20 protein-coding genes are annotated in these 23528 nt (G+C 42.1%); 4 read left to right on the forward strand and 16 right to left on the reverse strand.

Features of this window, described 5'->3' with window-relative positions:
- Positions 1 to 30: 30 nt before the first annotated feature.
- Positions 31 to 1863 carry an excinuclease ABC subunit UvrC gene (gene uvrC, locus L4D05_RS06350; RefSeq protein ID WP_428793373.1) on the reverse strand — a complete coding sequence of 611 codons (1833 nt, stop codon included), beginning with the start codon at positions 1861 to 1863 and terminating at the stop codon, positions 31 to 33.
- The gene (gene uvrY / locus L4D05_RS06355; RefSeq protein WP_250616787.1) at positions 1863 to 2507 is read right to left on the reverse strand and encodes a UvrY/SirA/GacA family response regulator transcription factor; all 645 of its coding nucleotides are present in this window, start codon (positions 2505 to 2507) and stop codon (positions 1863 to 1865) included. The genes uvrC and uvrY overlap by 1 nt, the downstream gene beginning before the upstream one ends.
- A gap of 490 nt (positions 2508 to 2997) precedes the next feature.
- Here uvrY and L4D05_RS06360 point away from each other — a divergent pair, with 490 nt between their 5' ends.
- Positions 2998 to 5376 (forward strand): DNA polymerase II, encoded by a 2379-nt coding sequence (locus tag L4D05_RS06360; protein WP_428793374.1) that lies wholly within the window; start codon positions 2998 to 3000, stop codon positions 5374 to 5376.
- Here L4D05_RS06360 and L4D05_RS06365 read toward each other — a convergent pair whose 3' ends face one another.
- The 9 genes from L4D05_RS06365 to L4D05_RS06405 all read right to left on the reverse strand — a co-directional run bounded on the left by L4D05_RS06365 (position 5377) and on the right by L4D05_RS06405 (position 14313).
- The gene (locus L4D05_RS06365) at positions 5377 to 5832 is read right to left on the reverse strand and encodes a hypothetical protein (protein ID WP_428793375.1); all 456 of its coding nucleotides are present in this window, start codon (positions 5830 to 5832) and stop codon (positions 5377 to 5379) included. It lies immediately after the preceding gene.
- Between the two features lie 5 nt (positions 5833 to 5837).
- Positions 5838 to 6488: a winged helix-turn-helix domain-containing protein gene (locus tag L4D05_RS06370; protein ID WP_428793376.1), complete on the reverse strand. Its 651-nt coding sequence runs from the start codon at positions 6486 to 6488 to the stop codon at positions 5838 to 5840.
- Positions 6489 to 6798: 310 nt separating this feature from the next.
- A complete protein-coding gene (locus tag L4D05_RS06375; RefSeq protein WP_428793377.1) occupies positions 6799 to 7389 on the reverse strand; it encodes a hypothetical protein in 591 nt (196 codons plus the stop codon).
- Positions 7386 to 8357 (reverse strand): hypothetical protein, encoded by a 972-nt coding sequence (locus L4D05_RS06380; RefSeq protein ID WP_428793378.1) that lies wholly within the window; start codon positions 8355 to 8357, stop codon positions 7386 to 7388. The genes L4D05_RS06375 and L4D05_RS06380 overlap by 4 nt, the downstream gene beginning before the upstream one ends.
- A gap of 17 nt (positions 8358 to 8374) precedes the next feature.
- A complete protein-coding gene (locus L4D05_RS06385) occupies positions 8375 to 9097 on the reverse strand; it encodes a fimbrial biogenesis chaperone (protein WP_428793379.1) in 723 nt (240 codons plus the stop codon).
- Positions 9097 to 11649: a TcfC E-set like domain-containing protein gene (locus L4D05_RS06390; RefSeq protein WP_428793380.1), complete on the reverse strand. Its 2553-nt coding sequence runs from the start codon at positions 11647 to 11649 to the stop codon at positions 9097 to 9099. The genes L4D05_RS06385 and L4D05_RS06390 overlap by 1 nt, the downstream gene beginning before the upstream one ends.
- 225 nt (positions 11650 to 11874) lie before the next feature.
- Positions 11875 to 12516, reverse strand: a complete 642-nt coding sequence (locus tag L4D05_RS06395) for a hypothetical protein (protein ID WP_428793381.1) — start codon at positions 12514 to 12516, stop codon at positions 11875 to 11877.
- A gap of 387 nt (positions 12517 to 12903) precedes the next feature.
- Positions 12904 to 13227: a hypothetical protein gene (locus tag L4D05_RS06400; RefSeq protein ID WP_428793382.1), complete on the reverse strand. Its 324-nt coding sequence runs from the start codon at positions 13225 to 13227 to the stop codon at positions 12904 to 12906.
- Between the two features lie 306 nt (positions 13228 to 13533).
- Complete coding sequence (locus L4D05_RS06405) at positions 13534 to 14313, reverse strand: nucleotidyltransferase domain-containing protein (protein ID WP_428793383.1); 780 nt, start codon at positions 14311 to 14313, stop codon at positions 13534 to 13536.
- Positions 14314 to 14516: 203 nt separating this feature from the next.
- On the opposite strand from L4D05_RS06405, the gene yeiP reads away from it, so the two are divergent.
- Positions 14517 to 15083, forward strand: coding sequence for an elongation factor P-like protein YeiP (gene yeiP, locus L4D05_RS06410; RefSeq protein WP_250616785.1), 567 nt, complete (start codon positions 14517 to 14519; stop codon positions 15081 to 15083).
- 4 nt (positions 15084 to 15087) lie between these two features.
- On the forward strand, positions 15088 to 15405 hold the full coding sequence (locus L4D05_RS06415) for an HI1450 family dsDNA-mimic protein (RefSeq protein ID WP_428793384.1): 318 nt from the start codon (positions 15088 to 15090) through the stop codon (positions 15403 to 15405).
- A 92-nt stretch (positions 15406 to 15497) separates the two neighbouring features.
- On the opposite strand, the gene L4D05_RS06420 is transcribed toward L4D05_RS06415, so the two are convergent.
- From L4D05_RS06420 to L4D05_RS06430, 3 genes are all read right to left on the reverse strand, one after another.
- Complete coding sequence (locus tag L4D05_RS06420) at positions 15498 to 16031, reverse strand: phosphatase PAP2 family protein (RefSeq protein ID WP_428793385.1); 534 nt, start codon at positions 16029 to 16031, stop codon at positions 15498 to 15500.
- A 106-nt stretch (positions 16032 to 16137) separates the two neighbouring features.
- Positions 16138 to 16524 carry a DUF2750 domain-containing protein gene (locus tag L4D05_RS06425; protein ID WP_265673484.1) on the reverse strand — a complete coding sequence of 129 codons (387 nt, stop codon included), beginning with the start codon at positions 16522 to 16524 and terminating at the stop codon, positions 16138 to 16140.
- Positions 16525 to 16676: 152 nt separating this feature from the next.
- Positions 16677 to 17582: a manganese-dependent inorganic pyrophosphatase gene (locus L4D05_RS06430; RefSeq protein WP_428793386.1), complete on the reverse strand. Its 906-nt coding sequence runs from the start codon at positions 17580 to 17582 to the stop codon at positions 16677 to 16679.
- A gap of 207 nt (positions 17583 to 17789) precedes the next feature.
- On the opposite strand from L4D05_RS06430, the gene L4D05_RS06435 reads away from it, so the two are divergent.
- Positions 17790 to 19085, forward strand: a complete 1296-nt coding sequence (locus L4D05_RS06435; RefSeq protein WP_428793387.1) for a putative manganese transporter — start codon at positions 17790 to 17792, stop codon at positions 19083 to 19085.
- 99 nt (positions 19086 to 19184) lie between these two features.
- Here the strand turns inward: L4D05_RS06435 and L4D05_RS06440 are convergent, their stop codons facing one another.
- Both L4D05_RS06440 and torA read right to left on the reverse strand, forming a co-directional pair.
- On the reverse strand, positions 19185 to 20939 hold the full coding sequence (locus L4D05_RS06440) for a glycoside hydrolase family 36 protein (RefSeq protein ID WP_428751841.1): 1755 nt from the start codon (positions 20937 to 20939) through the stop codon (positions 19185 to 19187).
- Positions 20940 to 21054: 115 nt separating this feature from the next.
- Complete coding sequence (torA, locus tag L4D05_RS06445; RefSeq protein ID WP_428751840.1) at positions 21055 to 23517, reverse strand: trimethylamine-N-oxide reductase TorA; 2463 nt, start codon at positions 23515 to 23517, stop codon at positions 21055 to 21057.
- Positions 23518 to 23528: the final 11 nt, after the last annotated feature.

Genomic DNA, 23528 nt, shown 5'->3' on the forward strand with positions numbered 1-23528 from the left:
CTACTGCGTCTTTATGTTGCGGGATTTTTACTAGTGTTTCAATGCTTGATAGATGTTTTCTGCTAAAGAAATACTAATTCCGGGTACTTTGGCGATTTCTTCAACAGTTGCGCGCTTCAATTCTTGTAAGCCCCCCATGTACTTAAGCAGTGCCTGACGGCGTTTTGGTCCAACACCTTCAATCCCTTCTAGTGGACTGGTTCTTCTTGCCTTGGCGCGCTTAGCTCTATGTCCTGCTATCGCATGGTTGTGACTTTCATCACGAATATGCTGTATGAGGTGAAGTGCTGGTGCATCACTTGGCAAATTAAACTCATCTCCCTGTGGCGTAATCAGTGTTTCTAAACCGGGCTTGCGAGTCACGCCTTTCGCGATACCTATCAATAACGGTAATTTGGGCCATTCGCCCCAGTATTTAGAAACAATCTCAACAGCACGATTTAGCTGACCTTTACCGCCGTCGATAAAAATGATGTCTGGAATTTTATCTACATCCACTTTTGAGTAACGGCGCTCAAGCACTTGCCCCATGGCTGCATAATCATCCCCACCAGTAATACCAGTGATATTATAGCGACGGTACTCTTGTTTCACCGGTCCTTCTTGATTGAACACGACACAGGATGCAATGGTGTTTTCGCCCATGGTATGGCTAATATCAAAACATTCCATACGCGTGATGCTGTCGAGCTTAAAGACTTTCTGCAACGCCTTAAAGCGTTGATTAACTGTCATCTTGTGATTGATTTTACTGGTGATAGCCGTCAATGCATTGGTGTTAGAAAGCTTCAAGTATTGACCACGAGACCCTGATGGATCTGTATTGAAGGTCACCTTTCGACCCGCGATGTCTGACAACCCAGTTTGTAAAACCGCCATATCGTCAATAAGGCCACTATTAAGAATAATGCGGCTTGGAATCGTGCGTGACTCGCTCTGATTTAAATAGTACTGACTTAAGAAGCTGTAAAACACTTCATGTTGTTCCGTGTCGACCGGAATTTTGGGGAAATGGCTGCGGCTACCGAGTATCTTTCCTTGGCGAATCATTAAAATATGAATGCAAGCAACGCCATTTTCTTGCGCATAACCCAATACATCCATGTCATCATCGCTATCTTCTGATACAAATTGCTGCTCTTGAACACGACGAATAGCTTGAATTTGATCACGAAACTTTGCCGCATCTTCAAATTTAAGGGTCCGACTTGCCTCATCCATTTTATCAACGAGAAGTTGTAGGACATGCTTATCTTTCCCTTGTAAGAAAAGGCGAACATACCCAACCAGTTCTTGATAGTCGTCATCCGAGATAATGCTACTCACACACGGCCCTGCACACCGCCCAATTTGATACATCAAACAAGGTCGACTTCGGTTGCCATAGACGGAATCTTCACACTGACGCACAGGAAATATCTTTTGGATAAGGTGTAATGTTTGACGGACCGCCCCCGAGTCAGGATAAGGACCAAAATATTCGCCTTTACGTCGACGGGCCCCTCTGTGCAATGACAATCTAGGATGCTTATGATTAGAAATAAAAATGTACGGATAAGACTTGTCGTCTCGTAATAAGACGTTGTATTTCGGTAGGTATTGCTTAATGTAATTATGTTCTAAGATCAGCGCTTCGGTTTCAGTGTGGGTCACTGTCACATCAATTTTATCGATATGACTAACCAAAGCACGAGTCTTTTCACGGTCTACCTTCTTACGAAAGTAACTCACCAGCCGTTTTTTTAAATCTTTTGCTTTGCCAACATATATCACCACCGACTCGGCGTCATACATTCGATAGACGCCGGGTTGGTTGGTCACTGTTTTTAAAAAAGAGGTTGAATCAAAGGTTGGTTCTGACACTACAATGTCTCAGTATCTAACATTCCATGTCTAATCGCTAAGTGAGTCAGTTCAACATCACCATTAATATCTAACTTACTAAATAAGCGATATCGATAGCTGTTCACCGTCTTTGGACTAAGACTAAGCTGTTCCGAAATATCCGTCACTTTTTGCCCTTTCGTAATCATCATCATGATCTGAAGTTCGCGTTCGGATAAATCTTTAAATGGATTCTCTGAAGCCGAAGAAAATTGGCTTAGGGCCATTTGCTGGGCAATTTCAGGTGAAATATAGCGCTGTCCGCTATGAACTAAGCGAATTGCGTTGACCATTTCATCAGGCGCTGCACCTTTGGTCAAATAACCTGCTGCCCCCGCTTGCATCACTTTGGTTGGAAACGGATTTTCGGTATGTACTGTTAATACGATGATCTTAACGTCTGGATTATGGCGAAGAATTTTTTTCGTTGCTTCTAAACCACCAATTCCAGGCATATTCATGTCCATTAAAATAACGTCTACATGATTGTTACGACACCATTTTACAGACTCTTCACCACTGTCAGCTTCCCCTGCTACGTTCATTCCACGGACGTCTTCAATAATACGTCGGATCCCTGTGCGAACCAGTTCGTGATCATCTACAAGGAAAACATTAATCAAACTTGTATCTCCACACTTATTTATTGGCTCTGCGACCACTCAAGGTTAGTGGATAGCAGCTTAGCTGCGTATCATATCGCAAATTATACAAAAAAGCTTTCGCGCAAATCGTGCACGACTGCAAACTTTGATAAACACATTACGATGAAGTGGTAACACCGTCAATCATAAAAACTTAAAAATCATTAGGTTACAAAATATACAAACGAACCCTTTGTCTCCGTAAGCCTCCGTTTTATCACAATAATTTGCTCTTTAGACCTATGAAACTAACTCCACATGATTGTCTAGTTAATCGTCAAAGTACGATACAAATCACTATTATAGAACAGCGGTTCACAACAAAAATGGGAACTGACCATTAAGTTTAGCGTATCTCAGTAAATTTTCTCTCTTTACTGAGCTTTGATACACTAAAACAAATTCGCTTTTATCAGTCACTGAGTATTGCGTAAAAATTCATCTAATTCGTGACTGTATGGGACCCCAATTGGATATAAATACTGGCTTTCTTCTTACCCGCCAAGCGCGCGATACACATAAAGAACCCGTCATTGAATTATGGCTGACGACAAAAGAAGGGCCGGCGCAGCTTCTGATTGATGATCAGCAACCCGTTTTTTTCATCCCACAAACTCGCCTACGCACTGTCATCGCCCAGGCGGAGTCTCTTAACATGACTATCGCCCCTAAAGATATCGCACTCAAAAGTTTTGAAGGCGAAGCGCTTAATGCTGTCTATTGTCGGAGTATTAGTGACTCTCGTAAACTCGCAGAGGCGTTGAAAAACAACGATGTGTTGGTGCTCGAAAGTGACATTAAACTAGCCGATCGCTTTTTGATGGAGCGCTTCATTCAAGGCAGCTTAACATTTACCGGGCAGCGACGAATCATCAACCCAGGTCAACCCAATCAATTTATCCAAGTCTCAAACGCCAAATGTAAAGCAGGTAAACACACCCCTAAGCTTAATGTGCTATCTATCGACATAGAGTGCTCGGAAAAAGGTCAGCTCTATTCCGTCGGCTTCGACGCCGCTAATGACAGCCGAGTAATTATGGTTGGTCAACCTCAATACGCCGAAACCTCCATCCAATGGGTAGATGACGAAAAGTCACTACTTATCGCATTAATTCAATGGTTTAAGGATTTCAATCCGGATGTAATCATCGGCTGGAGTGTCGTGGATTTTGACTTTAAATTACTGCAAAAGCGAGCGGAGCATCATCGAGTAGATCTCAACCTTGGACGTAATGAACAACGGATATATTTCCGAACGTTGCAATCTAGTGGCCAAAGCTTCATCAACATACCTGGTCGAGTGGTGCTCGATGGGATAGATACGTTAAAAACTGCGACTTACCACTTTCGCTCTTGGTCTCTAGAGGCTGTGTCTCAGGAACTACTCGGTGAAGGCAAAGCAATACATAACGTTCATGACCGCATGGACGAAATCAACACAATGTTTTCTGAAGACAAACCTGCCCTGGCAAAATACAACCTGCAAGACTGTGTATTGGTAAATCGTATCTTTCAAACCACACATTTGCTCGATTTCGCAATCGAACGTACACGCCTGACCGGTGTGGAGTTGGACCGAGTGGGCGGCTCTGTTGCAGCATTCACCAATCTATACCTCCCTCGCCTGCATCGCGCCCAATACGCAGCACCAAACCTTCACCCTGAAAACTGGATCGCTAGCCCGGGCGGCTATGTCATGGACTCCATTCCGGGGCTCTACGACTCGGTATTAGTACTAGACTTTAAAAGTCTTTATCCTTCGATTATCCGCTCATTCTTAATAGACCCGATGGGGCTTATCGAAGGACTCAAGCTTGAAGTAGGCAAAGACAAACAACAAGCGGTGGCAGGATTTCGCGGTGGTAAATTCCACAGAACTCAGCATTTTCTTCCAAATTTAATTGAAGACCTTTGGAAGGCTCGTGACGTGGCAAAAGCCAATAAAGAGAAGGCCTTTTCTCAAGCAATTAAAATCATCATGAATTCGTTTTATGGGGTACTAGGCTCATCCGGCTGTCGCTTCTTCGATACTCGACTTGCATCATCCATCACGATGCGCGGGCATGAAATCATGAAAACAACAAAAGTTCTCATCGAACAGCAAGGCTATCAGGTAATTTATGGTGACACGGATTCTATCTTCGTCTCACTTAACGGCAGCTTTATCAACGACGAAGCCAATGAAATTGGTAACAGCCTAGTGAATTACATTAATGAGTGGTGGACTCAGCACTTACTTGATAAATATCAACTCACCTCGATTCTTGAGTTGGAATATGAAACCCATTATGGCAAATTTTTGATGCCAACCATACGCGGTTCAGAAACTGGCTCTAAGAAGCGTTATGCAGGGCTTCAACGCACCTCTGAAGGTGAAACGCTGATATTCAAAGGGTTAGAAAGCGCACGTACCGATTGGACTCCGCTGGCTCAAGAATTTCAACAAACGCTTTATCAAATGATCTTTACCGGGCAAGATCCAGACGACTATATCCGCGCTATCGTAGAATCAACGGCCAATGGAGAACATGACCATAAGCTGGTTTATCAAAAACGTCTAAGACGAAAGCTGCATGAATACGTAAAGAACATTCCACCACAGGTACGCGCGGCTCGAATGGCTGACCAAATTAACCAACAACTCGGTCGTCCGCTGCAATACCAAAATAAAGGACGCATCGAGTATCTCATTACCGTCAATGGACCAGAGCCAAAGGACTATCGCTCTTCTGCTATTGATTACCAACATTATATCGACAAGCAGTTGAGGCCTGTTGCTGAAGCGATTTTGCCCTTTATTGGCAAGAATTTTGATGATCTTAGTGCACCACAAATGGGGTTATTTTAATTAACTAGGCTTTATCAAACACAGAATACGGGCTTGCGACCCACCGATAAAACACATCTTATCTTGTAAGTTGTATACTAAAAAATAGACCCCCCGATCCCAAACACTATTTTGGAGAAACGAAGTGTTCATTTCTATCCCTTGACAGTTATTTTCAGCACCTAATATCACTTTCTGCGGTCTCATTAGAGTGATAAAAAACCAATCTGTGTATTGTGCATAAACATGTACTTGATACATGCAAATATTATTAGGTTCAACTATGCTATAGCTAAATTTAATACTTGATTCATCGATTTTTGCATTACCATGAACCGTCTTTACGTCACGAGCGCTAAGATCGACCAACGTATAAGCCACCTCTTTGCCAGTGAGTTTCGCATAGCTATCAAAAAGCAAATAATTCACAAACCCTAACGCAACAAAAGACAGTATCACCAAGAATATTTTATTCATTATCACTAAACTCGGCTACAAATCACTAATGGATTATCATTATATTCTTCTAATTCCAGTGTCATTGAACCACTTTGCTCAGGCTCAGAACATTTAACAACACGAATTATCGACTGATCAGACCCAAGCACATCAAAGATAACCGTTGAATTAAGCGCTATAACGGTATGGCTTGTTATTATCAACGCAAAGAATACTAAGCTATTCAGAGAAACTCGGCTGAAACTTCTCAATATAAATGCTTCACACTTTATCGATAAGTACGGAAATGTATTTTTAACTATTAAAAAATCATACCACTTCACCTGTGTCACAGTCCGAACAATCAACTCACTATTTAACGTATAACCGACCCTAGGAATCGTCTCTAACACATCATTATTGCCGCTCACTTTACATATTTTCTTCCGTAAAGTACTCGCCAATTGATTTAAATTAACATTGCGATCAACACAACCATTATCATCCCATAAAAGCGCGATAAGTTCATTTCGGCTAACAACCGACGGTGTCGATGTGAGAATGCGATGAAGTAATTTTTCCTCCATAGTGGTCAAACTGACGCTCGCAAGCTCTGATGTCAAACTCGCATCAGAAAAGCACACTTCTAAGTTGTTACGATTCACCTTTATGATATAGCTTGTTTGTTTTCTCATATTATTTCTGACTTCCTTGCCATACTACCTTAGATTCAACATCACTCATCAACCATAATAGTATGCACATAAATATAAATAAATAAACCGAATATCATGCATAAATTTATATTTATCACAGGGATCACATACATCACAAGCTATGTATAAGCTGTAACTTCACCACCAAATCAATACCAAAATATATACTTATACGTTAAAAGGTCCTACACCAACGAAATGACTTTTACCTCACATAAGTAATACTTATCTTTAATCACCATTCTAAACATGCTTACTAGCAACAGATATACACTTACAGAAGTATAATTCATATAGTTTCACTAAAATATAACGATATAGCCTGACTCTGATACCTACCAGGAAGTAATATTGTTCTCTCTCTCTTTGGGTTAATTAACAAAATATGATCTTTAAATGTTTCTCCACGATACTGGTTTCCATTGTCTTCGTCCTCCATAACTAGACTATTAGGAGTATGTGCTAATATTGGCGAGGTTCCTATCAGTTGTGGTGCCCCCTTATCTTTCATCCATAACAGGTCAAAACTGCGGCAGTCTGTCGCGTTATTACAATCTGTACCGCTCGCCGCCCCAGTTTTCTTAATCAAATATCGCTGTTGCGAAGTTCTAATTGCCATCTTATAATTTGCTTTAATTGATATGGTCACTCTAGTTTCCCTAAAGTTTGAAAATCCATTTGAATAATCTAGCCCCAACTCGACCGTTTTTATAGCACTAGCCCATGGTCCACCCATCCAACGGAATTCATGGATAATTTTACGTGGGACATCCATTTTTAGATCTAGCCATATATCTACGCCATTCCCACCTACAGCTACAGATAAATGGCACAATTGAATAATCACAATAAACATTACTTTTTTTGAAACTACCATCATATAATCTCCTCTACTCGGATTGAGAAACCTTCTCTTAGATCATAGTGACCAGCCTCAATTTCAGATTGTTCACCATACCAGCCAGGCCATATGAAGATCGGCAATGTGTTATTTATAAACTCGACCCAAGCCATATCAAGCCTGTGTTGCGGAGTGTCCAACAGCTCGAGCGCGGAAACAACCATGTGGAAACAACTTGTTGACTTGCGGCAATCTTTAGATTCCAGCACCGCTGTATCACCTTTTGTAACGTTTAGGCCGTGAAATTTAATAGTTGGCCGACCGTCACTAAACAAACGAGCATGATAACGGCGACTAGAAGAACCTACAGCGGTAAGTGTTGCGATCTTCTGCGCTTTTCCGGATGTCAATTTGCCATTAAAATTGAAAGGATCGAGCACCACTGATATCCTATCCGTCTTCTTTCCATCCACCAATATTTCGACTTTACCTACTTGTATCTCCATATAAGCTTCGCTACTTTCTCCATCTATATTTGTAGCTGTAATAGAAGGCTGAGTCGTTTGTTCTCGTTCCCCCTTAATATTAAGAGGAATAACGACCACTCTGTCATGTAAGTACTCTTCAAACTCTGCTTGCGAATCTTGGGCTTCCCACATGTATTCGTTGTCAGATTGCACCGTTGTTGGACAACCAGCAATAATGGTATCTGCCTCTGGTTTGGTTCTTACGCAAGATAATCGAGTAAGTCGGTCGTCTCTTTTCCCGCTAATCACTGCCAACGCTTGTGTGTTGCCTGATTCAATCTCTAAAATCGGAGTATCCGATTGAATCACGAACGCGCCAGTTTCTTCACATCCCTTCGGTGAGAATTGATAACATGTCTCATCAATCAAACTCTGTAATTCTAGGGCGTCCACAAATTCATTTGTTACCGTTTGCCGGTCCTGAGTCGAAATCACTTCAATACTAATAGCATCAACGTTAGTCGAAATTATTAGTGACATTGCCAATGCTATTAATTTCATTCTTCGATTATTACTTTATAATGTTGCTTATTAATACCTTCAGTCAAATCAAACTCAACCATTGTATCCACGTCACAATTTTCACAGAAATCTTTGGTTTCACCAGGAAATAGTCGATAGTTCATTGCACTCCCACACTGGTCCGTGGTCGCATTACACGCATATAAATTTGTAACAAGCACAACGCTATCGCCTTCATTAGAAATTACCAACCCGTTTTCTTTTACAATCTTAGTCCTATACGTTGGATTTTTCTTGGGCACAACCACTAACATTGCTATTGAAACGTCCATTTGAAGAGAAGCAGTAGGCCCATTGCTTTCCGACTTATTTTTATTACCACTCATTTGTAACGGCGTTCCATATACTTGAACAGGTGTTATAGAATAATAGCGGTCATGATCACGAGATTGGTCCAAAGAAAAAATCCTAAAATCAAATGATGATTTGGGTCTAATAGCGACCTGACTCGGTGTTGTAACAATGGGTGCATCTGGTTTAGAAATATCAACTTTTTTATCTTTTACTTCTTTTGTTCTCGGGTTTACGATTTCAGAAATATCAAATACCACATAAGCTATTTCATTAGAATTATTGGTTAGTGATGCGTTGACTCGGCTTTCACTTGGTGGGATGTAATAACTGGTATTCTCAGGAGTTAGCGCAAAGCAACCATTTGAAATAAACAATAGCCATAGTAGATATATTTTTCTTTCCATTATCCGTACTGCCTCTTATCAGTAATAACATTCTGGGTTTCAATAAGTTTACATTTTAGATTACCTGCCAAAACAATCTCTTCATTTTTTATATTAGACATTGCATATATAGGTATAAGACAAGTTCTTCCGGAAGAGTCGAATACCTTTACATTCGGGTTTTTAACGCTCACAGGCATTATAAACATACCATTTTTGTCTGTTGCCGTTTTTCCAATATGATTTTCTACTATGGCATTTTCAACAGGAACCTCATTTTCATCGACTATTCTTGCCATTACTTCCACCGCCCTCTGTAAGTCAACCTTTGCATAGTGCACTTTTCCTTTATAAGAAACACCAAAGTCCTTATCAAACGTGTCAATGTTATAGGTGTACTTGGTATTGGGTGTCATTCCTACTAGCAGCTTTTGGCTACTATGAACCGGAAATGGGGTAAAAACTCTCCCATTTTTCTTAATCACCTTACTATTAACTTCTATCTCATCCCCCTCAACTAAACCTAATACATCAACAATCACTCCACTAGAGGTACTGCCAACAGAAGACTGCGCAACCGCTTGAGAGTTATATACTGTAGTTCCTCTAGCATTTAACGTGGCGTTGGTACTACTTTCTCCAGTCGATTTCGTTTGATTAAGCCCTATCGAAGCATTTCCTTGTATATATTGATTTTGGTACTTAGTTCGTAGTTTTCCTTGCCTAGAGGCTTTCGAGTCAATGGCATTTAAAGATACCGTTCGAAGCAAACTACTTTCTTGTTCAGAAAATTTACGCTCCCCTCTAGCACTAATATTGTAGCCATTATTAGTGTCATAATTCCCCGATGAGTGAATCGAATACCCATGGTCGTATGTATAATTAAGCGTAAAGCCAATATTAATAGACTCATCATTCCGATAAATACCTGTTCCTGATTCCTCGCGCAATTTCCACGTCGTAAACCAGTTCATACTAGAGGTTGCATTTAATCTAACTGGCATCGAATAACGTATGGAAGCATCTTTCTGGTTACTAATACCTCTAAAAGAATCCGTTCTAGTGAAATTATTTCTTATACTTTTCCGCTCTATCGCGCCTTTATACATAGATTCACTATAATTGAGTGCAATCTGAGAACCTGAAAATAATTTTTTATTAATATTAACAGACCCATTATAGAAATCATATTTTGATCGTTCAGACGATTCATTTGTTTCGCTATGCCCCGTTGTAACGTGACCACTAACTCTAAAACCGTAAAACAATCCATTTAGGCCTAATTTGTACTTAAACTGATTAGTATCAGACAGTGCCAAGCCATTTCGTATAGTGAGTCCTGGGAGTGATTTATCGATCTGGATAAATAGTTTTTCCGTGTCATCAATAACTTCCCCCCCAACACCAACGGCAAAACTTCTAGGCAGCATTTTTCTATAGTACCCAGTTATCCAAGGCGCATTAGGTTTACTATTTTCTGATTGCGAATCCCTAGTAAAACCAATAGAAACTTTATACTGCAGTGGTTCACTCATCATTGGTGATTTATAAATTGTGTGGCTTTCTTCTCTCTCGAGTTTTCCGCCTTCATAAAATCTAAGTAATACGTCATAAATTCCATCCGGGAGTGGTCTTGTATCTAAGTTTGTTACCCCTACGTTAAACTCTTGTGTGTTAATTAATTCATTATCACGCCAAACTTCAATTGTTGTTGGAGCACTAAGGTAAAGCGTGATAGGTACCTCTGACGTTGTTTCTTCTGAATTTGTGTCATTATCAATAGTGGCCGTATCACTCTCAAAAGACGCTCCATAATACTCAACCGAAGTTGATTCATATGCTGAAAAAGAGCTGAACTTAGACCCGGTCGAAGCAAAACCTAAGTAACCGACTTGTGTAGTCCTCCCTTCAAACTGCCTTGCGACCACTGCTTTTTTAACCGGATTTGGTTTCGCGCTGCCAGCACTAAATCGAGCATCAATATAAGAGGTTCCTAAAGAATGCAGTAGCCCGCCGTTAATACTTGAGTTCATTCCTGAAGTTGTTTTATTGGCATAAGCACTATATGATACAACGCCACTTTGAGTATCATCGCCAGCTTCTAAGTATTTAGTATTAACACCTAACTTATCTTCACGAGTTTCATTATAGTTAATTTCACGTTCATTGATATCTAGCCTAATGGACATATCACTAGGTTGGTATTTTATTGAAGCCAAGCCATCAGCAATCAGCACGTCGTTGGCTTCGGAGTAGTTAATACCCAATTCCATTTCTTTATTAATTGTCTGAAGTAATTCCTCATCGATATTTGCGATTTTTGTCGTTGCCACTTGCTTGATAAAGAGTTTTCCATCTCTGATAGTTAGAAAAATTGGCACCTCCTTCCCGGTGTTTGTAATTAGTACTGACGAAATCCAGCTACCATGTCCGTAAGTTCTAAATTCCGGAGGAATACCCCTCTCTATTGGATGATCCACTACATTAGCGACCAAAGATTTTGAGTGCTCCACTTCTGTACTTTTAGCCTCCAATGGGCTGCGTGTTTTTTTCGTAAGCGGTTGCTTCTCCACCGACGGCTGTTCCTGTTGCCTCGCATTCGCTGGAGGGTAAAACTTCAAATCCGAATTCGACGTTGTAGAGTTTAGTGGAACTATCGGATTAAATACTAGTTGTTCATTACTAAATCGTTTATACCCAACTCCAACTAGGAGGAAGCACGCTAATATGAATATACTTCGTTGTAACTTACGTTTATTATCACTCATCTTAGCGCACCTCTCCCCAGCTTTACCCCTTTATACCCTTTCGATAAATATTAAATTCACATCTTGCGTAGCTCTATATTGACCAGGATCGAGCTCTTCTGTACCGGCCGTGCCGGCACTAGTCAGATGCAGCTTGTGCGCTTGTAACAGCTGCTCATTGAAGGGTTTGAATTTACCAGTATTTACTTCGGCGTTATGTGCAGGAGTACCAACAGTCGCAATTCCTAGGATATCCTCAACGGGCTGACCCACCATCTCCCATTGTAATTTCATTTGGCGACAATCTTTTGATGCTGCCGTACAAGCACCAGGGCTCACACCTTTCCCGTCCTTAGTAATCATAATTATCGGTTGAAGAGCCTTTACATTCATATGGTAGTTTGAACGAATGTTTATTATCTGTTCCGCTGCGGCAAAGTCTTTAACCTTAATATTATTAGGGTCGGTCTTGTCTTCAGTGTTAGTTAGCTCTAATCCTGCGGAACCATCTTGCCATTCACTTTCCCCCCAATAAATACTAGCAGCAGGGGTCTCTGTACCAACAGCCGCTATGACTTGAAATTTTTTCAGAATCGGAGCCGCTAGTTTAGGTGCTGGGGTAGTGACGGTGGCGTTTACCGACGACATAAACATAAGACCTGATAACATTAATGCTACTTGGGTTTTTTTCATTCTATTTACTCACTGTATTTAATTCTTAAACTTACTTCGTTATTTGTACTCTAAAGTTAAATTAGTTGGCCTTAACACAACAACACTTCTTGAATACCCGGTTATTTTATATATGGAAAAACAACATTACGAGTAAATCGTACTAATACTTAATAAAAACTTATCTTTGACATCCCGCAGTGGGAGTTAACATTAAAATCATGGAAATCACTTATTTCCAACACATCCCTCACGCAAATTAACGCCACAGAAAAACCAGTAAAAATCACCACAAAATCAACAACTTAATCAATCTTCACACAAATTAACCTACAACTAACGCACCACTTAACACGCAAAAGAACCCAATAACAACGCCCTATCCACCGAGAGAAACCTAGTCGTTTATTAGTTCTCCATATTAATTAAAGCAGCCCTTCTCTTTATTATTTTGATAACAACCGCTCGATAGATATTATAATTTTCAATATTTTCTTGTTCACGCCTGCAAAAACCTTCCATATTGTAAGTTAATTTTATTAGGTTATATACTTGATGTGAGTTAGCAAGCTGATCAGATTCATAGGACTCTAACATATCAATAACTATATTAATGATGCTATCGTGTCTTGTACCTCTTCGTTGATTGATATTCCCGTAACGACGATTAAACGTTTCAACAACTTTTATTGCAACTAGCAACTCATCTCTGCCAACCTGACTATTATACATATCTATCTCCTTTACTTAATTCCCCTCACATTACGACAACCATATTAGTGTCGTAAGCTAATTCCTATTAATTCTTACAATTTATTTAGTTTTTATTATATAACTCATTGAATAGTGTATTCCGATTGGATCTTGACCGTTTTAACCAGACCAAATCAGAAACACTGGATAAAAATAAGGAAGAATATTTAGACTGAAAGAGAAGTATCGACGACTTACCGAAAAATTAGCATGCGAATGCGGCTAGATATCAACATATAGGAATATGTATAAGGTTAGAGATAAAACGACTGACGACCCAAATATTCAGCCGATTCTAAATTCTGTCTTTTTATACTCACTGACAAGCCAGCGACCAAAGTCGTCCAACAACGCAACCACCGAGCGTTTAGCGATGACTCTTGGTCCTAACAAAATCTCAAGGCGCTCTATGATCACTCGCTTCTCAGGATAGAAGAGAAGAAATTGTTGTGCACAATGATCAGGTTCATCGTACCAGCGTTTGGTTTTAGGCATGACTAGCCCATAAGCCGTACGGAGAAGCTTTTTAGCCATCTCTCGCTGCGCTTTTAGTAACGCCTTATCAGTGTCCGCGACGGCAATACGGTGCCTAAGTACGGGCACTGCCTGTCCGATATCCATATTCCATTGTTTGGCAATTTCCCAACTTGCAACATAATCGCCAAAGCACTCAGCAAGATCATCACCATGCACACATATACAGCACTGCTTCAATAAAAACCCCCACGTAAACAAGGCGTCTAAAGAGACGACGTCATTGATGATAGTGCTTCGAATTGAAACAGCAGCAACAACAGGGAAGTTTTTTTGAAAACGCCAATCAATAGTATTGAACACTTTTTTCTGGCTGGCTGAAAGCGGCGTTTGTGTTACCACCACGATATTTAGATCGGACACACCTGCAATTGCTTTACCGTGGGCAACGGAACCATAAATATAAACACTATGAAGATTGTCCCTAAGACCACTTTTTAAACACATCAGTAGATCATGTATCGCGGCATGATAAGTCACTTGCGGGATTGGTAAAGAATGGTGGCTAATCACTTGCACTGGCACTGTCATATATAAAGTAACATGGCGCTATTTTACTTACACGTCGGCTTAGATTCAATTCACTTAGCCACTCACAGACTGTCGTTTAGTCGACAGTGTCTTACACAAGATAAATTCTTCGCAAAGTTTCTCGCTGCGAACAGTTGTTTCTTGAGCAAATCAACCATTCGGTCGTATAATTGGCTGTCTAATTAATACGAAGGAAAAATTTCATGCCAAAGGCAAGTGAGCTTAAAAAAGGTTTTGCGATTGAGTCAAATGGTAAGACGTTGCTAATCAAAGATATCGAGATTACCACTCCTGGTGGTCGTGGCGGAGCAAAGATCTACAAATTGCGCTGTACCGATTTAGCAACGGGCTCAAAAATCGAAGAACGATATAAGTCTGATGAACTTGTTGATACCGTTGAAATGAGCAAAAGAAACGTTACGTTTTCTTACGTAGATGGCGACGAGTACATCTTCATGGATAATGAAGACTATACTCAATTTACCTTCAAACACAACGAAATCGAAGATGACCTGCTGCTCATCAATGAAGAGACTCAAGGTGTGCAAGTTGTCTTGATTAATGGCAATGCTGCAGGTCTAGAGCTACCATCATCAGTAGAGTTGGTCATTGAAGAAACAGACCCGTCGATCAAAGGCGCATCGGCATCTGCTCGCTCTAAGCCAGCACGTTTTGCTACTGGTCTAACTATTCAAGTGCCAGAGTACATCGCAACAGGTGATCGCGTTGTGATCAATACTGCTGAACGCAAATACATGAACCGAGCGTAATATTATGCCTGAACTGATTTCATACGACGACGTTATCGATGCCGCTTACGACATCTTCCTAGAGATGGCACCGGATAACTTAGAAGCTGCAGATGTCATCCTATTTACAGCTCAATTTGAGGACCGTGGCGCTGCAGAGCTTGTTGAGACTGGTGAAGATTGGCCAGAGCACGTTGGTTTCGCTGTCGATGAAACCTTTGCAGAGGTACGCATTGGACTCGTAAACGAAGAAGATGACGTGCTGGACGATGTGTTCGCACGCCTACTCGTTAGTCGTGACCCAGATAATAAGTTCTGCCATATTCTTTGGAAACGAGACTAATTCAGTTACTCAAACTTGATATAACAAAGCTCAGCAAATGCTGAGCTTTTCTTTATTCGCTCCAAAGACTCGATACTGTGCAACGAAACAAGCTACCAAACATACGTCATTGAAACGCCTGCTCCCCTCGATGTAGCCCATGGTAGCAACTGCATGTTTGGTGCTAAGCTATCGGTGAAAAGCCATCCAGTAAACGCACCTATTGCCGCGCCTGCTGCCACATCACGCCAATAGTGTTTATTCGCCTGTACTCGCCCAACACCAACGAGCGTCGCAACGCCGTAAGCAGGCAAGCCAACTTGCCAACCATGGCGAATATGTAACGTCGTGGCCGACGCAAAAGCATTAGCGGTATGATTAGAAGGAAAACTCTTATTGTCGCTGCCATCAGGACGTGGCGCATCAATGGTATGCTTGCCCACTAAACCAATGGCTGACGCCGAGCCAATACTAAGCCCCGCTTGCCAAACGCCATCCCAGTCACCTTGATACGCGGGCAAACCTGCTGCAAGCCCAACCAAACCATAAGCACCAATATCACTAAAGGTATCCCATCCTTGGCTGTTAGAGGCGAGCCCTAACGGACTTATCACTAAGCAAGAAAAAAACAGTAAAAATCTTGGCATAACAAACTTTAATCCATTCACATCAAGGCGATAATTCTACCTGAGCTAGCTATAGTTGCATACCAAGATGGTTGCTTTATCAAACTTGCATTGATAAGACTATTGATTAACGGACTTTTGACGCCTGTTTCTTCAGTTCAAAATCAAACTCATCAGGGAAGAGTACTACCCCTTCTTCATTTTGATTCGGAAACACAACAACAGCCAGTTCATCGTCTTCAAGACCCATTGTCCAGCGACTGTGCCATTTGTTCAATGAAATAGATTCAGCCTTACATTCAGACCACTCACCTGTTGCCCATTGCAGCGCAAACTCTTCATTAGGCCAAACTGGAACACAATCTTCTTCTTCACTATTAAGCATCACACAACCATGCTCGTCGGTAAGAATCCAGATCTGACGCTCTTGCACCATTGTCTTAACACTGTACTTTAGACGTTTTTCTTCGTCGTAACGTGCAATTTCTTCGATTTGATTTTGCTCTAATGCCATGATGTCATGCCTTTTGTAGAGGGGAACTGTCGGTACAATTTTATACCTAATAAAAAACCCTAGCATCTATATTTGTTTAAAGGTCTATGACCATCTAACGCAAACGACACTAGGGCTTAGTTAATCGACATATTTGTCAGTTGAGATAGTGATTAAACCAACTCACCTTGAAGCCAAGGCCAACCTTGCTTCTTACGACTTAGCGTATTTTCCATCATCAACATGCCGTCTTTTTCATGCTTAGCAAGTTTCGCAGCCCACTCACCTTTGTAAATCAAACGTGTTTGTGCTGTTGTGATGTCTGTTAGCATCACTGCCGCAAATGCAAGCGCATCTTCGTCACAACGACGAGCCAGATCTTGCTCTAGTGCTTCGATCATGCCATCTACTTGCTCTAGCGTTGCAAGCTCAACTTGACCAACAACAACGTCACGACCGTTGAATGGGTAAGCTTTAAGATCTTTTTCAACAAGCTCAGCCGCCGAAAGACCTTCGATGTTTGTTTTCGCAATCAATAGCTCTTTAATGAACAACTCTAGGTCTGTGATACCCGCAATTTTCGCCAGCTCTTCTACTGCATCTTTGTCTTTTTGCGTACAAGTAGGAGAAGCAAACCCTACGGTATCTGACAAGATTGCAGACATCATAAGGATAGCAAGTGGACGAGTAATCTCCGCTTGCTCCATTTTGAATAGGTTAAACAAAATAGTACAAGTACAACCCACTGGCCAGATCCATGCTTCCAATGGATTTACTGTCATCACGTCACCTAAACGGTGGTGGTCAACAATGCCAAGGATCTCAGCGTCATTAATATCATCTGGTGCTTGAGCCAGATCGGTATAGTCCACTAACCATACTTTTTCGCCCGCAACACTTGTGCGAAGTTCAGGTTGGTCGACACCCGCAGTTTCAAGAATGTGCTGAGTTTCACGATTGATTTCACCTTGACGAATAGGTTTCGCTTCAAGGCCACGTGCTTTTAGTAGTTCTGTCGCTACTAGTGCACCACAAATGCTATCACTATCCGGGTTTTTATGACCGACAACTAGAATCATTATATTTCCTAACTATGTTTGATCTTGTGGGTGTACGCCCCACGACAACTGCTCATAAGGGCGATACTTTACCTGATTTTGTGAATTTGTCATCGCTTGTAAGCGGTTTTAGTGAATTTCTTGACCGATAAAACATCAAAAACAATATTGATAATCATTATCAATATTGTACAATGAGAACGAATCTCATTTACATCGGTGCACTATATGGAACAAACTAGAGGAATTCGTGGCTTATATGGGTTGTCTTTATCACAATTCAAACCTGCGTATAAACGTCTGTTGCTACCCATAACTATGGTTGCACTACTAATCAGTAAACCTACCAGCCTAATTGCAGTTACGGCACTTTCTGATGCCTATTGGGCTGTCTCTTGTTATGTCGTTTTTACACTCGCTGTTTATCATTATGTCTCTAGATTGCTCTCTCAAAAAAATGCGCTTGTAGAACTCTACCAACACTCACCCAGTCACCAAGTCGTATTCTCATCATTATTAGGCGCATTACCTGGGTGCGGCGGCGCTATCATCGTCACCACTCAATTTGTAGCGGGCAAAGTTGGGTTTGGCTCTGTGGTTGCTGTCTTGACCGCAACAATGGGAGACGCTGCATTTTTGATTTTAGCAAGTAAACCAAGCATCGGTTTTGGTTTAATCGCAGTCGGTGTCGTGGTAGGGGTCGTGACTGGGCTTATCGTTAATGCCATTCACAGCCCCGACTTTCTTCGCCCTAAATTAACCGAATTTGTTCGAACGCTTGCTCCTAAGCCAGATCCAACCCAGAGCGATAAGCAAGCAATGCCATTTGAAAAGTCATCGGCTTTTGATAATCAATGTCGTTGTAGTAAGAATGGCGATTCACACCTCCAAAGCAGCCCGGTTCAAACTAAGGCGATCAACCTTCAAGGATTATTTTGGAAATGGTTAATCATTCCGTCGCTGGTTGTCGCTTTTACCATGTCTTTCCAAATAGATGTGAACGAGCTTCTTGGTTTAAAACCACTGACGATCGAATGGCTTGGTGCGATTTTAGCGGTTATCACGATGTCACTATGGGCATTTACCAAGGAAATTGTCGATTATGAAAGCACTGTCGGTGAAGATAAAAAACTCTCTACTTCACACCCGATGCAAAAAGCTGCTCAAGATACTCACTTTGTTAGCGCTTGGGTGATTGTGGCTTTCTTGGCTTTCGAAATTACACTTCACTTTTCGCATATCGACCTTAGCAACTCGTTTAGCGGTTGGGGTATCTATATGCCGTTACTTGGTATGTTAGTCGGCCTACTCCCTGGCTGCGGCCCTCAGATCCTGATTACCAGCCTATACCTCACTGGCGCAGTACCCATGTCTACCCAGCTCTCCAACGCAATTTCAAACGATGGCGATGCGTTATTCCCTGCAATAGCAATGGCCCCCAAAGCTGCGTTGGTGGCCACGGTCTATTCTGCATTGCCAGCACTTATCGTTGGCTACAGCTACTATTGGGTATTTGAGAGCTAAATTTTTTTGAAATCGACACGTATTTAAAGCCTAAAGCTATTTTTAAAGCCTAAGGTAATTTTGGCCTAAAGCCGTTTTTAACTTGGGCCCTCAACAGATTTAGTACTCTTCGCTTGAAAAAACCGCGACAATAGCTCGGCTCTCACGAGCATGGTTTAGCGTAATAACGTGAATATGGCTTGGTTCTTGATTTAACTTTTCTCTGGTCCAGAAATCAAACCAATCACATGGATACTCGGATGCCAACGTATAGTCAGTCCCTTCCTCTGTATAATGAAATAAGCAGTGGAGACGGCGCTGTTCAGTCAGCTTTAACATAGAATGATTCATCGTCAATGATTGAAACACCGATGTGTTATTGGTTTGTTTTTGCCGACTAACTAAGCTCTCGAGCGTTTCTTTTGCAAAGGGATTCAACTCCGGCAGTGGATCACCAGACAACAATAGGCCACCAGATGCTAACAGGACATTGCGGTGAAACTCATAGCTTGAACGATCAGTGCCCTGGTTAGGTAAAGACGTTAACGTCACACAGTCTGGATCGATCAACCATAAGCGTTGATGCTGCCAACTACGCAGAAACGTTTCTTTCGCTATTTGCTCAAAACGATGTGCATCACGCTCCACATCATCAGATACACGCATCGCGTCAACTAAGCCTAAAGACGGCCACATCGGTGCATTACAGCCTAAAACTAACGCCTCTCCAGCGCCTTCCGTAATGGCTTGCATTCCTAATCGATACGCCTCGACACCAGTCACGCCCGGGCGATAGCGCTGACCTTTTAATGTCCCCCAATAGTTAGCATCAAGCTTAAATAACTCAATTCCCCACTCTTCTCGCATGGTTTTAACAACGTGAGTAAGGTGCGCTAATACTTCAGGGTTAGAACAATCTAAGATGTACCAAGGCGTGCACCGCCAACCGCCATATGTCACATCTTCTGCTTTCAATGCCGTATCATCAGAATGCTTGAGAAACCAATCTGGATGTTGCTGGAAAATCTCTGATTCAGCCTGAGCAATAAAAGGAGCAATCCAAATTGCAGGTTTCTTGCCTTTGGAGCGAATACTATCAATAAGAGCTTTTACGCCACCTTCAAACTTATCCGATGGTGTTAGCCAGTCGCCCATAAAGGCTTGATAGCCATCGTCAAGTAGCACCCACTCAAGCATCTCTTGTTCTTGTTCCATCACCTGAACATTATCAAGTACATTTTGGCGATCAACATCAGCATAATATGCGTACCAAGAGCACCAGCCTATTGGGCTTGGCTGAGACACACCGACTTTAGCAGGGTGGTGGCTCGCGATGATGTCCGCAAACTGACTAAACACTGAATCCATAGTATCGCTATGTAATACCACCAGCGACTCTAACTGATTACTTTCCCAAGATTGAGGCGCACTGTCCTCTCCATCGATAAACGCCAAAACATCAATACCTTGAGTTGTAGTATGCAACTCAAAATAACCCGAAAAACGATAGCAGGATGTAAAGCCAAACAGTGTAAATCCAGAAGATTGCTCAATAACTAGGTAGTTATAAAAACGCTTGGGCGCATCTTCATCATAAATCCGGTAGCTTGCACTATTATCCGGACATCGACCGATATCAACGAGTTGATTCACCGTTCCTGATGTCTGGCACAGCATTTGGAAACCATCGCCCAGTAACATGGCATCAGATTCAACTTGGTTCTCAAATCGAGTTAACGCAGTACGAGAAGCTAACGGTTCAAAATTTAAGCTCGTGTATTCAAAATAGAGCTCGCCATTGCACTTAGTAATACTGATGTTAGGGTTGACAGCCAATGCATCAACCTCTTTTGAGAATGGAATATATTCGGTCATACGTCCTCGACCTAGTTAATAGATTACTTAATTAGTATATTCCGAGACAAAAAAAAACCCATTCAAATGAATGGGTTTTGTGTGCTAGTTAAAACTCTGTACGGTTAAATTCTCACTAGATGACTTCGATTGGTCCACCGAAGGCGGTCACTGGTGGTACCTTACCTGTGAACTTCTCAAAACTCACCAAACAGGTATTCGCTGACGTTGCCTGCGCTAATTCAGATGTTGGAATATCCTGCGTCAATGTATTTGGATCGCCATACGTATCTAACGCGCCAATCTTATTATCAATTGGACCGTACCATGCGCCTTCTTCGATTCTGACAACGCCTGGTGCGTAGCTATCCGTTAAGACTGCACCTGCAAGCAATTGTCCACGGTCATTAAAGACTCGAACCAAGTCACCATCTTTGATGCCTTTCGCTTTTGCATCTTTAGGATTGATATAAATTGGTTCACGTCCCTGTACCGTATACGTTGCACGGAACTCTTCCGACTCACACATTTGCGAGTGTAAACGCTTGTCTGGGTGACATGACTGTAGCCAATATGGATGCGCTTTAGAACCCGGTCCACCGTGTGAACGCTCAGATTTTTCAAACCACATTGGGTGCTCTTGGCAGTGTTCGTAGCCCATGTTGCCCACAGTACGGCTGGTAATTTCAATAAAACCAGACGGTGTGCCTAGAGCATTAATCTCCGGATCTTCACGGAAATCGGCATGACGAACCCAAGACTTACCAGTACCGAAGTCCAAGTAGCCTTTCTCCCAGAACTCGTCAAACTCAGGCATCTCAAACTTGCCTTTGTTTGCTTCTCTACAGCCGTCATAAAGTGATTTCACCCACTCCATCTCAGACATACCACGAGTATAGTCTTCATAACGACCCCAGCGGCGAGTCAGATTCGCCATGATCTCGAAATCAGACTTAGACTGGAACATAGGATCAACAAGCTTATTCATCGCCACTAGACCACGTCCAGAATACGCACCATAGCCATCAATGTCGTTGCGCTCATACTGAGTACACGCCGGTAACACGATATCAGACTGACGACATGTCGCTGTCCAAGCAAAATCAATCGCTACAACAGTGTGCAATGACCTAAAGGCCTTGTGCATTCTGTTACGGTCTTGGTGATGATGCCAAGGGTTATTACCACTAAATACCATCATTTTCAGGTTCGGTAGTGTCACCTCTGAACCATTCGATTTAATCTTTTTGCCTGGTTCTAGAAGACTGTCTACCCAACGAGCAACCGGAATTACTCGGCTATAGCCATTAAAGTCTTGGTTAGTGTATTTCGGCTTCTGCCCTTGATCGATGTTCAGCGGGAACGAACCCGGCGCTGCAAATCCTGTCGCTGGTACGCCGATACCTGAGTAGTGGTGACCATAAGAAATACCGCCGCCCGGCAAACCAATTTGTCCGATCATCGCTGCAAGTACGGCACACATCCAGTATGGCTGTTCACCGTGCTCTTGACGCTGGACACTCCAACCGACCATGATCTGAGTACGACCATTCACCAACATGTGAGCAAACTTACGAATCTCTTCGGGGCTTACGCCACAGATTTCCGACGCCCATTCCGGTGTTTTCTCAACTTTGTCTTTGGTTTCACCCTGAACATAGCCAATAAAGTCTTCGAAACCTAAACAGTAAGTATCGATAAACTTCTTGTCGTACAAGTTTTCATTGTACAGAACATGAGCAACGCCCAGCATGAACGGTACATCAGTCTGCGGATTGATATATTGTTGTTCATTTTCTAAGTAGCGAGCGGTTTTGTTACGAACTGGATCAACAGAAACAACGTTGATTTCCTTGTTCGCAACTTTGTCTTTTAGCTGCTCCAAATACGCATAAGATTGGTGGGTTTCACAAGTCCAACCTACTTGTAGGTTTTTAACTGGATCATTACCCCAAAGAATAATGTTGTCACTATTCTCTAAGATCAAATCCCAAGACGTGCCTTGTGCGTACACTTCGGTAGAACCAAGTACATACGGTAGAATCGTCTGTCCTGCACCGGTTGAGTAGTCACCCACTTTCTTAACAGAGTAACCATGTAGCCCCATCGCACGCTGCATATGGTTGGTACAACTATGGAATTGACCCGTTTGACGCCAACCCGTTTGACCAGTGTGCAGTGCCCATGGTCCATAGTCTTTCTGTATGGTTTCTAACTCACGATAGAAAAGATCAAGCGCTTCATCCCACGTCACACGAACAAAACGGTTGTTGCCACGAGTCTCAGCCGCGTATTTATGTTTCTTTAGCCAATCTAGACGTACCATTGGGTAACGCACTCGTGATGGACTGTAGATGATGCCTTTAATGCCATTTAGCATGTCTGTCGGATGTTTATCGACTTCAAATGGCTTAATTTCTTGAACCTTGCCACCCCACACACGGGCACGAAATGCGCCCCAGTGTGAGCCTGATATTTTCCACGTTCCTTCTGTCTCTGCTGCACTAGCAGACGCCGAAGCTAATAAGCTTGGGCCGATAAGAGATGCTGCACTGGTACCTGCAACACCTTTAAGGAAGCTTCTTCGTGTAATTGCCATTTTGCTACTCC

The sequence above is a fragment of the Vibrio nomapromontoriensis genome, from assembly GCF_050337205.1.
Classification (GTDB): Bacteria; Pseudomonadota; Gammaproteobacteria; order Enterobacterales; family Vibrionaceae; genus Vibrio; species Vibrio nomapromontoriensis.